The organism is Neobacillus sp. DZ-9, assembly GCF_059587065.1.
The window spans coordinates 21,523-35,424 of sequence record NZ_JCAIOL010000007.1 but is presented as its reverse complement, the minus strand read 5'-3'; the positions used below and the strand labels follow the sequence as shown (position 1 = coordinate 35,424).

At 37.9% G+C, this 13,902-nt stretch carries 13 protein-coding genes; 7 read left to right on the top strand and 6 right to left on the bottom strand.

Going from position 1 to position 13,902, the window contains the following annotated elements; all coding sequences use genetic code 11:
- Positions 1-371: 371 nt before the first annotated feature.
- The gene (locus tag AC59HZ_RS19565; protein ID WP_496547483.1) at positions 372-812 is read left to right on the top strand and encodes a MarR family winged helix-turn-helix transcriptional regulator; all 441 of its coding nucleotides are present in this window, start codon (positions 372-374) and stop codon (positions 810-812) included.
- Between the two features lie 86 nt (positions 813-898).
- A complete protein-coding gene (locus AC59HZ_RS19560) occupies positions 899-2,527 on the top strand; it encodes an MDR family MFS transporter (RefSeq protein ID WP_496547482.1) in 1,629 nt (542 codons plus the stop codon).
- Between the two features lie 108 nt (positions 2,528-2,635).
- Here the strand turns inward: AC59HZ_RS19560 and AC59HZ_RS19555 are convergent, their stop codons facing one another.
- From AC59HZ_RS19555 to AC59HZ_RS19530, 6 genes are all read right to left on the bottom strand, one after another.
- Entirely contained in the window at positions 2,636-2,887 is a 252-nt protein-coding gene (locus tag AC59HZ_RS19555; RefSeq protein WP_496547481.1) for a hypothetical protein, read from the bottom strand.
- Between the two features lie 217 nt (positions 2,888-3,104).
- Positions 3,105-4,202: a HupE/UreJ family protein gene (locus AC59HZ_RS19550; RefSeq protein ID WP_496547480.1), complete on the bottom strand. Its 1,098-nt coding sequence runs from the start codon at positions 4,200-4,202 to the stop codon at positions 3,105-3,107.
- 321 nt (positions 4,203-4,523) lie between these two features.
- Complete coding sequence (locus AC59HZ_RS19545; protein WP_496547479.1) at positions 4,524-4,658, bottom strand: hypothetical protein; 135 nt, start codon at positions 4,656-4,658, stop codon at positions 4,524-4,526.
- Complete coding sequence (locus AC59HZ_RS19540; protein WP_496547478.1) at positions 4,655-7,696, bottom strand: LamG-like jellyroll fold domain-containing protein; 3,042 nt, start codon at positions 7,694-7,696, stop codon at positions 4,655-4,657. The genes AC59HZ_RS19545 and AC59HZ_RS19540 overlap by 4 nt, the downstream gene beginning before the upstream one ends.
- Before the next feature lie 555 nt (positions 7,697-8,251).
- Positions 8,252-9,025, bottom strand: coding sequence for a DeoR/GlpR family DNA-binding transcription regulator (locus AC59HZ_RS19535; protein WP_496547477.1), 774 nt, complete (start codon positions 9,023-9,025; stop codon positions 8,252-8,254).
- 500 nt (positions 9,026-9,525) lie between these two features.
- Positions 9,526-10,149: a LysE family translocator gene (locus AC59HZ_RS19530; RefSeq protein WP_496547476.1), complete on the bottom strand. Its 624-nt coding sequence runs from the start codon at positions 10,147-10,149 to the stop codon at positions 9,526-9,528.
- 162 nt (positions 10,150-10,311) lie between these two features.
- Between AC59HZ_RS19530 and AC59HZ_RS19525 the strand changes: the two genes are divergently transcribed.
- The 5 genes from AC59HZ_RS19525 to AC59HZ_RS19505 all read left to right on the top strand — a co-directional run bounded on the left by AC59HZ_RS19525 (position 10,312) and on the right by AC59HZ_RS19505 (position 13,792).
- Positions 10,312-10,734, top strand: coding sequence for a CBS domain-containing protein (locus AC59HZ_RS19525; protein ID WP_496547475.1), 423 nt, complete (start codon positions 10,312-10,314; stop codon positions 10,732-10,734).
- Between the two features lie 163 nt (positions 10,735-10,897).
- Positions 10,898-11,500 carry a DedA family protein gene (locus AC59HZ_RS19520; RefSeq protein WP_496547474.1) on the top strand — a complete coding sequence of 201 codons (603 nt, stop codon included), beginning with the start codon at positions 10,898-10,900 and terminating at the stop codon, positions 11,498-11,500.
- 220 nt (positions 11,501-11,720) lie between these two features.
- On the top strand, positions 11,721-12,233 hold the full coding sequence (locus tag AC59HZ_RS19515) for a MarR family winged helix-turn-helix transcriptional regulator (RefSeq protein ID WP_496547473.1): 513 nt from the start codon (positions 11,721-11,723) through the stop codon (positions 12,231-12,233).
- 12 nt (positions 12,234-12,245) lie between these two features.
- Positions 12,246-12,932, top strand: a complete 687-nt coding sequence (locus tag AC59HZ_RS19510) for an SDR family NAD(P)-dependent oxidoreductase (protein WP_496547472.1) — start codon at positions 12,246-12,248, stop codon at positions 12,930-12,932.
- Between the two features lie 113 nt (positions 12,933-13,045).
- Positions 13,046-13,792: a glucose 1-dehydrogenase gene (locus AC59HZ_RS19505; protein ID WP_496547471.1), complete on the top strand. Its 747-nt coding sequence runs from the start codon at positions 13,046-13,048 to the stop codon at positions 13,790-13,792.
- Positions 13,793-13,902 lie beyond the last annotated feature (110 nt).

The following is a 13,902-nucleotide window of genomic DNA, read 5'->3' as shown; positions in this document are numbered from 1 at the left end:
TTGGGGGGCAATGCTTTTTATAGGGAATCACTATTTCCATTACGACAGCAGTATAAGATATTAATCAAGCTCTTCCAAGAAATGACCGCTGTGGCGGTCATTTCTTTTGTTTGACTAACGAGGCATTTTTAGACAATATGATTTTTCACCGTATTCATAGTAAATAACGAAACAAAAGCAGCCTCTTTTCTAACTTTGTTAACATATTATCTCCTTTCAGTTTTGTTTGGAATGATGTGGTATTCATTTAAATATGGTTTGACTTTTATTTAAGTATGTTTTATATTTAATCACGAAATATATTTAAGTCGCATTAAATATTAATGCATATAATAATTTTATGTATATTGAATATTAAGGGGGATTAGATAATGAAAGGGGTAAATTCATATTTTGATCGGATACAAGCATCTCTTCAAATCGTTATCCATAAAATGCAGCCCAAATTATTGGAAAGCATGAATGCACTTGGAGTGACACCAACGCAGCTTTTTGTTCTTGGTTTTTTAAAAAAACAAGGAAGCTGCAAGGTTACCCAAATGGCGGAAATGATGGATGTGAAACCAAGTGCTGTTACACTTTTAGTGGATAGGCTTGAGCAAAATGGCTTTGTTAAGCGTGAACATGATAAAAAAGATAGAAGGGTTGTTAATATCAGTCTCACCGAACATGGAGATGAACAATTGAAGAAAGTTATGGAAGAAAGAAAAGCGATCCTAGAACGATATCTTTCTCATCTGACCGAAGAAGAACTTTCGGTTATGGCAACACTTACTGAAAAACTCGCACAGGGTGTAAATGTGGAAAATTAAAAAGCATATTGAAGCGAATAATATAAATAACTCTTGGCAAACTCTATTCGAATGTTTGTTAAAAGTAAATAGAAGGAGAATACGATATGAATACAACAACGAATACAAACAATAATCGTACGATCATATTGATTGGGCTTATCATTGCCATGTTCTTTTCAGCACTTGACGGTACGATTGTAGGAACAGCGATGCCCAAAATAGTAGGAGATCTTGGCGGATTAAGCATGATGACATGGCTGACTACAGCGTATTTGCTCACATCGACTGCAGTTGTTCCGATTGCTGGAAAGTTGGCTGACTTATTAGGCCGCAAATCTGTTTATGTTACTGGACTTATTATTTTTATGGCTGCTTCTGCACTATGCGGAATGGCAAATAATATGACAGAGTTAATTATTTATCGTGGTATACAAGGAATTGGCGGCGGTATAATGATGCCGATGACGATGATTGTTATCGGGGATTTATTTACTGGTAAGGAACGTGCCAAATTCCAAGGTGTATTCGGAGCCATTTACGGGCTTGCTTCAGTAATTGGTCCACAAATTGGCGGCTGGATTGTAGACACCTTGAACTGGAAATGGGTATTTTACATTAACCTTCCTGTTGGTATTTTGGCTACCATCTTCATTGCAATTGGGCTACAAGGCCGTAAGAATGCAGGACCTATTTATTTTGATATTGCAGGAATGTTTACGATGATTGTAGGAGTAGTAAGCTTACTTCTTGGTCTTAGCTTTGGCGGTAAAGACTATGCTTGGGATTCATGGCAAATTCTTGGATTATTCGCGCTAGCTGTTATTGGTTTAGTGAGTTTCGTAATTGTCGAAACCAAAGCAAAAGAGCCGATTTTGCCGATGTATTTATTTAAAAATAGAACCTTCTTGTTCTTGAATTTAGTTGGATTCTTCATGACCATTGGAATGTTTGGTGCCATTACATTTGTTCCATTCTTTATGCAAGGGATTTTAGGGGTTAGTGCAACCCAATCAGGAACCATAATGACACCCATGATGATTGCCATGATTATCACCAGCATTATTGGAGGTCAGGTTGTCTACAAAGTTGGGATCAAACCGCAAATTATGACAGGAATGTTAATCATGGCTGGCGGGCTCTTTTTATTAACAACCCTAGATATGCATTCGAGTAAATTAGTCGCCACATCTTTTATGGCCGTTATTGGGGTAGGATTAGGATTGGTTATGCCAACAGTTACATTAGCTCTACAAGAAAGCTTTTCAAAACAAGAACTAAGTGTCGTTACCTCTTCGAACCAATTCTTCCGTTCGATTGGGGGAACATTGGGGATTACGATTTTAGGTGCTGTAATGAACAGCAAATCAGGAACGCTTCTAACTGACAAACTTGTTCCATTCTTGAATACATTGCCGGCACAAGCTGGAACTATGGTAACACAACTTAAAGATATGATTGCAACCAATCCTCAAGGTCTGTATCAAATGCTGTTTAGCGCTGAAACAATGAAAAAAATGCCATCTTTTTTAACAGACAAAATGGTACCTATTTTAAAAACGTCTTTAATGGATTCTTTACACAGTGTATTTTTCGTTGGATTAGGATTTGCGGTGACTGGAGCTGTTTGTACATTGTTCATAAAGCAAATCAAATTATCCGGCAAAAAAGCAGCTGGAAAGCCAGATGAAGGCGAACAAGGAAATATAAAAATGGTTGCCTCCCCGTCCAAATAGCCTGCAATGAAGAGTAAAATAAATAACCCAATTTCTCCTTTTAATTGTGAGAAATTGGGTTATTAAATAAAGAAAAAATTTACTTTGTAAATTTACACTAATTATAAGCTACGCAATCTGAGAACTACATCTTGTACCAACTTGTTCTGATTTTAATAAATCATTTAAGGCTTGCTGATTAATCACTTCATATAAATCAGAAGGTTGGTCTAAGAAAATTCCTCTCCGATTAGCAACAGAAATAATTATACCTATTTCATAATACATATTTTTCGTAAGAATACCTTTTTCAATATTATTAATAATTTCATTGTAAAAACGAATTAATAACTCATCAGGTAACTTTTCATAGAAAACCATGTTTTATTCACCTCAAACTCCAGCAATTGTATGCCTTTTCAATAAGTATACTATTATTCGTATATAATTTATGTTAAAGTTATGTAAAAATTAAAAACATTATGATTTTGTTATAATTAAATATGGAATGCTTGATAATCGACTTCACCCTATAACCTAACAGTCCACATAAAAAAGAGCTAGCAAAAATTCCGCTAACTCTCAATAAATGGCCTAATTACAATCTTTGAATCAACCAATAAAATGCTAAAACAAAAATAAGGCAAGACGTTGTGATCATCATTTTACGATACCATGGGAACCTTCGCAGCCATATCAAGAGGGGCAGTAATAGGCATAAGATCAATAGTTGGCCTGTTTCCACACCTAAATTAAACGTCAGGAGTGAGCCAAGCAGATTTCCTTTTGGAAGTCCTGTTTCAGCCAAAGCTCCGGCGAAGCCCATACCGTGAATCAGGCCAAATATGGCTGTCAATATCCACCGCCATTTCGCCTTTTGAACAAACATATTTTCCACTGCCACATAACAGATCGTCAGGGCAATCAAGACTTCGACCCAATGCGAACTGACCTGAATACGGTCGGTGGCCACCAAGAATAGTGTTATGCTGTGGGCGATTGTAAAAGCAGTAACAATTTTCAACGCATCCTTGAAGCGAGATGCGATTAATACTAAGGATAACAAAAACAGCAAATGATCATAACCTGTCAAAATGTGTTCGATTCCAAGCTTAAAGTATTTCCAAAAAACAGCGCCAATCTTAGGCTGGGGAACGTTGCTCAGATTATCACTATTAGTGCTATCAATATGGGGAAGGTTGATTAGAATATCTCTATTAGTGCTATCAATCATATCCTGTTTAAAATATTCCCCTGCATGGACCATGAGTACGCTGGTATGAGCAGGCGCATCGTCAAACACCAGATCATAATGAAGATTAAATTGTTCGATTTCTTCATCGGCGATAAACTTCAGTTGAAATTCCACGCCTCTTGCGGCACCCTTTTGCGCCATGTTCATCGAAACCAATTCCATCGTTAAGGGCTTCGAATCCGTATCTATGCGAAGACCTTTCTGTAGATAGGATTCGATTTTTTGCGTGGCCAGTTCATCGTTCACCAGATTATCCAAGTCAGTACCGAATTGTGGAAACAAGTCTGTTTGTTCAATAAAAAGATCATAGAGAACCTCGTTTCCTTCAATGTTTAAATCCGAGTAACTCATATCTATGGAATGCGCAAGTGAAGTTGTGGCAGTCCCAAAAAATAATAAAATCATGATGATGAACATGGACAGAAATGAACGCTGCTTCATAGCGGAACCTCTTTTCATGAAATGTTAGTATTACAATTTGGAATATAGTTTTCCGGTTACGAACGTTCATTTTGCAACCTGAACATGTTGCTCGACTTATTTCATTAATCGTCCAAATAGATGAGGGGGAGAAAATTGATCTCCCCCGTTACATTACCGATCCATCCTAAAATTCGTAAATGTGATGGCATCTGTGTTTATTCTCTTGGGTCAAGCTTTGAATTACTTTACTTTTGTTTCAATACATATTGAGCGTCTTTACCGTGAAGGTCTGTTCTATCTTTAGAGCTGGATCATAGTTTGCAGCATCTACATTCCATGTCACATTGGCATTCTTACTTCCTGCATCGGTAACCAGTTCCACGTGGAAGGCAAGCCAAGGGCTGCTGCCGTCTTTGCTGTTTCGTTGGCCAATCCTTGGATGGCTGCGGGCACTGTTATGCTCTTTAACGTCAAGGTTGAACGACTTGGAATGTCTTGCGATCCACTACCGTATAACCGTCATTGAGCATAAAGAGTACATCATAAGTGCCAGGGGCCAGTCCATTGTTTAAACTAACTCTTCCAGATCCAGAATTTAAATAACTCCATCGCAAAGATGCACCGGCACCTGGAGGAACATCTCCGGTTCTGTAGACGCCGACCCAATCTTTCCCGTTTAACGCTGCCCCAGTATATGATAGGGTAATAGCTTCCCCTTGGATGTACTGGGATTTGTCTAGTGTTATTGGGCCTGTAGCTGCTCCAACTGCTTGAACAGTTACGTTAATGCTTGTTGTCAATGGAACGCTGTTCGGGTTTTCAACTCCGGAATGCAGGGTTACGGTCCCTGGCACCGAGAAGGTCTGCACCGTCTTGATAGCCGGATCGTAGCTAACGCCGCTTAAATCCCAAGTCACACTTGCGTCCACATTTCCTCCATCGGTTGCAAGAATTACTTCTGTGGGCAATCCAAGAGCTTCCGCTGTCTTGGCCGTTCCGTTGTTCGCAGATACCGATGCAGGCGTAGTGATGCTGTTTAAATTAACATTTTGAGCCTCAATGTCAATGTCCTGCGACGAACGGTTATACATGGAATCGTCGGCGAATACTCTGAGAATATATGGAGTAGTCGGCGACAAACCTGTAAACTTATAGTGCCTGTATTCATCGAATGGCTTGTCTAGCGGCAGCGAAAGGCTGTTAAACGATTTGTCCACTTTCCCCGTAAGCTTGTTGATAAGCTGAATATTATATTCCAAAACGCGCACATTGTCATTTGCTTGCTTTATTGTAAAAGCAAGTTCGTTATTTTTGTAGGAATCGACCTTAATATCCTCTTCAAACTGCGGAGCTATGAGTTCTCTTATATCGCTCTTACTATAGGTAAAGGCCTCTTTCCCTTCACCAACGACTTTTACAGAAGGTATGCCTACATATTCATCTGTACTTAAATTATACTGTTTGATGATAATTTTTGAGCCGTAAACCTCTATGAAATTCGTGATACGAGGTGTGGTATGGTAGTTGATATACGAGCCTTCTATATATCCGCCGTACGGACCGTTGTCAATATAGCTGGAATATGAACTCGCACCGCTGTCAAGATACGTAGCCGCACCTTGATAGTGAGAACGTTCGTCGGTCGGGTCGTATTGCGTATGACCTGACATATATACCACCTGCGAAAAATTATTGTCGGCAATATATTTACCTACATTATTACTTGCCGCGCTGCTCCATCTCTCGGACCACACGGTTCCACTTATAGGGTAGTGAGAAGATACAAATATGGGTTTGGTTGGATCGTAATCCGGTTCTTTTGTAATTTGATCAAGGAAATTTTTGGCTTTTCCAGACGTATTGTTATTGTTATAATTCCCGTCAAAACCCACAAAATTATATCCTTTTACCTTTACCCGATAAGCATCGTTAAAGAAATTGTTATCGTATGAATTCGTTGAGGCGTTCCACGCGCCCGCCGAACCGACAGGTATAAATTGTTCGGCGCCGCCCATATCATGGTTGCCTCTAACCATATAAAGCTTCGTATTGTCAAACAGACCCTCATCTTTAAGTTTATTGTATATGCCTGTCAGATTTTTCATCCACACATATTCATTGGCGTTGTTACCGCCGGTAACGTCGCCAGGAATAAAGAGTACGTCGGCCTGTGGGAATAGTCTCAGTTCTGTTCTGTAATCTTTTTCAATGCGCGCGATTGTTGCGGGATTCGCACTTACTTCCGGGTCGCTGTCCACAATCATATTTAAACCGGCGGGAGTTAATGTTTTATTGCTTTTTTGATAGATGAATATGGCGTTGTTTAGTTCACGTTCGTAATAATTGATGGTTTCCTTTGTAAATAATTTTTCTTTTTGTGTTGTTGCAACCGTATTTGCCGTATTCAAAACCTTTTTCAAATAATCAAAATCGGTTTGGCTGAAGCCGTTGCCCAGACCGCCTGCTATTATTTTATTTGCTTCTGATATTTTGTCGTTAAGTGCCTTCATATCTACTTTATTTACAGCGTAACTATTATAGTTGGCTTGAACTACATCACTGCTAAATGCACCTTTCCAAACATTCAGATCAGCTATATCGAATGAATTACCGCCATGTTGGCCCAATCCGTCGCTACCTATATTTAATGGGTTCGATGTATCTAAAGCTCCGGTCCCCAGTGAAGTTTCAGTCATTTTGTAACCATCAATATACAACGATCCGAGCATTTTATCTCTGTCTACAACAAATGTCACGTAACGCCAATCGGAAGCATTAAACGTGTCGCGCCCAAATTTTACTGATGTGGTCGGGAATCCTAAATTCATATTGACCGAATTGGCTGATGTATAAATCGCCCAGCCTTCGTTAGAGCTCTTAGTAAAATCCTTGTTTGATAATATTACCTGATTATTGTTAGTGTCACCCTTATACCAGAAGGAGGTGGTAAAACTGTCATTACCAAAATTCAAGCTATGCTTCGTACCGACATAATTGCCGTCTCCGCTTTCTAAGTGCAGCGCTTTGGTCCCTGGTAATACACCGTTTACATAACTATAATTTCCGTTCCCTTCCAAGTTCTCTTGATTTGCATCGTCCTTTAAATTATTGTCGAAATTCATCGATGCCATAAGGGGGTTGGCATTTAATACTGCGTTCGTGGGTAATGAAGTTTTTCTGTCACCATTTGCTGGTAAACCAACTACCACGCGCAATTTTTTACCAATATCATTTAACGTTACGGTGTAGCTTTTGGATGTACCACCCGATTTTACATTAATATATTGATCGCTTTTACGTGATTCCTGTACTTGCCATTGAAATGTTAGATTTTTGCCCTCTGAACCATGACCTATGATTACATCGGCAGTGATCGTTTGACCGACAACCGGCTGCATATTGTCGATTTTGACGAGTTTGGCGTCCGATTCGTTTGCAAGTACTTCTGCGGTGGTCGAAAACATAACGAATATCATCGTTAATACGAGAGAAATGGATAAAATTCTTTTCATTACAGAAAGCCTCCATATTTTTAGTATTTTAAGAGCCTTTTCCAAAAGCTCGTAAAATTGAGTAAAAAACAAAACCGTAGCGAAACTCCTCGGGAAGCACCTGGGCTTTTCTTTGTTACTGCCCAATCCTTATTATGTAAATCTTGATGTGTATGAAATGTAAATATAATGACCTGAGGATAATCCTTTAAAATATTAAATAGATCGTTTGCTTGTATATATTCATTGTTGCAGTGGCAGCGTATGATGAGCGGACATAAAAATTAGCTTGTTTGAATGTTTTATGTTTTGCGAATGTACGTCCCAAAGCTGTTTTTAATTTGATTTCCACCCCCTTTATCAACTTGTAAAACACACATAAAAACAACTTTTCCCACAAAACAACTCCTTTCAACACAAATAATACACAAAAAATATTGAGATAACGTTAATTTAGTGTAAAAAATTCTTGATTTTAATATTAATTGCACAAAATATCATATTTTCACAACTTCAACCAAATAAAAAGAGGAAAAGCAAACATTCACTTTTCCTCAACGTAACATATTATGTTGTCTATTTATTTACGATCTCGATTCCCTCTTTTTCATACTTCTGCAATACTTTTTCCGACAGCTTTGAATCGGAAATAATACGGTCAATCCGATCAAACTGAGAAACCTTTAATAAGGATGCAACATCAAATTTGCTGCTGTCTGCTAAAACAGTACAATTCCGAGAATTCTCCAGCATTTTCATTTTTATTTGGCATTCACCTAGTCCGTAATCTGTCAGTCCTTCCGTCAACGAAATACCGCTAATGCTCATAAAAAATGTATCGATATGAAATCCTTTGAAAAACTCCTCCGCGGTATGACCTACGATGCACAACTCTTCATTCCGCAGCATTCCCCCTGGAATCAAAATCGTATAATGCGGCATTTCTGCAAGTTCATTCGCAATAATTAAAGAATTTGTTAATATGGTAAGTCGCTGAAATTTCTTTTTTAAAGCTTTGGCAAATTCCGTATTCGTTGTACTTACATCCAATGCAATGGATTGTCCTTCTGTGACATAGCGCGTGGCGATCTCTGCTATTTCTTTCTTTTCCTCAATATGTTTTGTTTCTCGCAATGTGAAGTTGATTTCGTTACTATTCACATCATCCAATACCGCTCCTCCCCGCACACGCCGCAAATATCCCTCTTTTTCAAGATGTTCTAAATCCCTGCGGACTGTTTCGGTGGAAACGCCAAATAGTTTTGTAACAGAAGACACTTTGATCGATTTATTTTTTCGCAGTAATTCTACTATTTTTTCATAGCGCACATGAGCTAACAATATTTTCACCTGCTTCTACAATAAGTGTTACTTATTTATAAATAACACAAATCCACATAAATTCACAACAAAATGCATATAAATTTGAAATAGGTAGTATAAACCATTTTTTACTAAAAGAAACTTACATCTTATGTAACAGAGTGCTTTAATGCTAGAAGGGGTGCTACGGCGATCCTTTTTTCTGATTATTTTCATGGTGGAGTATAGTTAACAAAAAGAAGAAATAGAACCATTTATAGAGGTACAGTTCATCAAGTTAATTTGGAGAGGACGTTTGATGGAGATTGAAAAAATATATGGTGATTTACCGATATTAGAATAGCATAAAAAGCAACGGAATTGATCCGCTGCTTATTTCTTTGCTCCAGAGTCTAAAAATATTTTCTATAAAACTATCTTCCAAGATTTCCGTAATTGAGCATAACTCTGGTGGTTTCGCACTTTTCGCGGCCAAGTAAACTTTGAATAACATCAATAGGAGCTCTTTTAAAATTATGCTAGTGTATCTATGGTCTTCTTTCTATAGCAAGTTTTATTCCAAAGCCCAAAACAACAAATCCTGAAATTCTTTCAATGGCTCGCTGAGTAGAAGGTTTTTTCATCCAAGAACTGATGTAATTAATTAAATTCACATACACGATGGACCACAAAATAGTTAAAACTGTATAAGTAAGTCCCATCATGAGAAATTGCAAAAATGGTTTCATGCCGGTAGTTAAAAATTGTGGAAAAAATGTAAGGAATAAGACCGCTACTTTCGGATTAAGAAGGTTCGTCAAAAAACCTTGGCGAAATGGAGACTTGTTCTTATATTTCGTTTGATGGTCGTCACCAGATGAGCCTTTATTTTTCCTTGAAGACCATATTGATGTTACACCAATATAAATGAGGTATACCGCACCAACGTATTTAAAAATAGAAAATAACAAGGCAGATTTTACAAAAATAGCAGAAAGACCAAAAACCGCTGCTGAAGTATGAATAATAAGTCCCGATGAAATCCCAATAACCGTTGCCATTCCACCTTTTTTTCCAGAGGTAATGGTGTTTTGGGTGATTAATCCAATATCAGGACCAGGAAGAATAACAAATAAGATCGACATTAGAACAAACAGATAAAAGTTCTCCATAACTAGCCCCCAACTTTCATAATTTCTTCTAAGATACCATACACGGGCAGCATTTGAAATATCCAATTTCTAAGTCCTTTTATAGTTTTTAAAGTTGTAATTATAGTTTATTTATAAGCGGCAAATACTACTGTGGTAATCAAAATTTAAGGAGGAATAAGTATGACGATTGTACGTGATATCATGTCAAGTAACGTTAAGGTGTGCGCACCGCACGCACCAGTTACCGAAGCAGCTAAAATTATGCGTGATGTTAACTGTGGTTCTGTTCCGGTTTGTGAGGGCAAAAAAGTTGTTGGAATGATCACTGACCGGGATATTGTCATAACTTGCGTAGCTGAAGAAAAAGATTGCAAATCAGTTCATTGTCATGATTGTATGACCAGTGATGTAATCACTTGCTCACCTGATTTGGATATCCATGAATGTGCTCGCATGATGTCTGAGCATCAAATTCGACGGATTCCAGTTGTTGAAAATGGGGAGATGGTAGGGATTTGTTCAATAGGAGATCTGGCAACAGTAAATATTCATGTTAATGAAGCAGGGGAAGCATTAAGTCATATTTCTGAACAAATCCATTAATTGTATTTTAAATGCCCTCAAGAAATAAAGGGCATTTTTTTATTCCGATAATAGAGTTTGCATTTTGATGATTGGAGGGTGCTATCCGCCAATTGACTCGCCGTAAGCTGCTGATTTTCAGCAGCTTTATTTTTAAAAATAAATATTTCTAGGTGGGATGTTAATGGAGCAGCATGTGGATTATCTTATCGAACATTTTGGCTATTTCGGAATCATTATCATGTTAATCGGAGGAATAGTCGGACTCCCTATTCCCGATGAAGTTCTTTTAACCTATGTTGGTTATAATGTGTTTCAAGGTAAATTATCTTACATACCGTCTTTGTTAAGCGCATTTGCTGGTGCAGCAGGAGGTATTTCACTTAGTTACTTTATAGGTTATAAATTTGGTTTGCCATTGTTAAAAAGGTTTGGTCCTAAAATCCACATTACCGAAGATAAAATCAATAGAACAAGGAACTTATTTAATAAAGTCGGACCCACTCTTATCTTAATAGGCTATTTTATTCCCGGGGTACGCCATCTTGCTGCTTATGTTGCAGCTATAAATAGCTTTCCTTTTAAAAAATTTGTTGTGTATGCTTATGCCGGCGCAATCCTTTGGAGTTTTGCTTTCATCACATTAGGAAGAGCGTTAGGAGAAAAATGGGGCTTGGTGGAAGTTTATATTTCAAAATATAGTATCTATTTCATTATGTTATTTGTGGTCCTTGCAATCGCCTTTTATCTATATTGGAGGAGGAGAAACCAATTAAGAAGTGGGTGAAAAAATGGTGTTAATAGAAATAACATCACTAACTAAGGGGTTGCGGCGGCGATCCTTTTTTTTGTTATTCAATTAACGTAAGCAGGGTGAGCAACAGCATATTTGTTTACAATACAGCAATACATGAATATAATTAAAATTACAAAAACGTTTGTATATACAAATGAATTCGGATCTAGCTTTTCGAATATCTATCAAAAAAGAAGAAAGGGGCAACTCGTTGAAAGAAAAAACTGTAGAGCAAATTCGAATAATGAAGGAAAAAATTCAGACTAGACAGGTTGAGGTAATGCAGACGCCCAATTCCGATTATTTGCTAAGTAACTGCCTTTATTTTACCGCTGCCCGGTTCGCAAGGCAGATGGAAAAGCTGGCTGCTGAAGCATTTTCATCATTGGATATACCCCCTTCTTACGCTTATTTGATTATTACAATCAATGATTATCCAGGTATTTCTCAAAAAGAACTATGTAAAAAGCTTTCGATTGCTCCTTCAACAAGTACAAGGTTCATTGATAAACTAGTAAAAAACAAATATGTGGAGCGAAAGCCTGAGGGTAAACATATTTTGATTTATTTAACAGAAGAGGGAACATCTTTGTGTCACGAAATATATGAGAGTTTGAATAAAATTTATTTACGACACTTAGAAATTTTGGATGAAAATCATAGCCAACAGTTGATTCACTTGCTTCATGAAGGAAGTGAATTGATGGAAAAAAATAATAGATAAGGAGCTTTAAACATGGGATTACTGACGAATCAAGTTGCTTTAGTGACTGGTGCAGGTACAGGATTAGGTCGAGCAACAGCCATTCAATTGGCGGCCGAAGGAGCAAAGGTTATATTAACAGGAAGACGTAAGGAAAAATTGGAGGACATAGCACAGGTTATTGAACAGGCAGGTGGACAATCCATTGTATTCCCACTGGATGTAACCGATTCGGAAGAGGTTAAAAGGCTGCGTGAACAATTAATCTCTCAAGTAGGTCAGATTGACGTATTAATCAATAACGTTGGTGGAACAGGAGAGTACCGCTCAGTGCATGACATGACGGTTTCGATTTGGGATCATACAATTCGTCTTAACCTATATAGCTCCTTCTTAGTAACAAATGCATTTCTCCCAATAATGAGAAAACACCAATATGGTCGAATTGTATCAATTACCTCGGCGATGGCTAACTTTGAGTACGAAGGCTTAGGAGCATATTCCGCTGCTAAAGCAGGTTTGGAAGGATTAATGCGAACAGTGGCAATCGAAGAAAAAAAACATGGTATATTAGTAAACATGTTCGATCCAGGGAATTTGAAAACGGAACAAAACCCTTATGGAGAAGGGGATCCAGTTACGGTTGTTGATGGAATTGTGAAGCTAGCAACTTTACCAGCAGATGGATTTAGCGGACAGGTTATCAGAGCGAACCAATAGAACTACATAGTATTCGTACATTACGAAAGATATTATATTATTGTCTAAAAAACTAAGGGTTGAAAAAAACAGAAAATTCTTTTTTATTTAATTCAAGGAAAGGGTGTTTATATATGGGCCGTTTAAGCGGAAAAGTGGCAATCATTACTGGAGCTGCGATGGGAATGGGTGCTTCTGAAGCAAAACTATTTGCAAAAGAAGGAGCAAAAGTGATCGCAACAGATGTTCAAGTAGAATCCTTAAATCAAGTTGTAAAGGAAATTAAAGAAAATGGCGGCGAGGCTGTCGCGATTAAACATAATGTTACATCTGAAGAGGAATGGAAATCTGTCATTGAGGAAGCAGTGAAATTGTACGGAAAAGTCGATGTTCTTGTTAATAATGCTGGCGTTTCATCTCCAAAAACAATTGCAAACATGGAGATGGATGAATGGAATAAAATTTTGGATATTAACTTAAATGGCTGCGTAATCGGAATGAAATATGTCATCCCTGAAATGAAAAAAGCAGGTGGTGGTTCGATCATCAATATTTCTTCAATCGGCGGCATTGTCGGTATGGCTGGTACCAGCCCATATACAGCAGCAAAAGGCGCACTTCGTGTCTTATCAAAATCAGCAGCTGTTGAATATGGAAAGGATAAAATTCGCGTCAATTCTTTACACCCAGGCATCGTTGTCACACCGATGACAGAATCAACGATGAAAGATGCGCTCCCTTACTATAAAACATATACACAGCTTCCATATTTCGGTGAACCAGAAGATATTGCTTATGGTTCACTTTTCCTAGCCTCTGACGAATCTCGCTTTATGACAGGATCAGAATTGGTCATTGACGGCGGCTGGACTGCTCTTTAATCTCTATTCAGGGTTCACGGTATCATTCCGGGAACCCTGAAGTTTATTTCAATGAGTGGAAAGAAATATTTGTTGAAAAAGAAATAGGTCCACATATCATCGAGAAAATA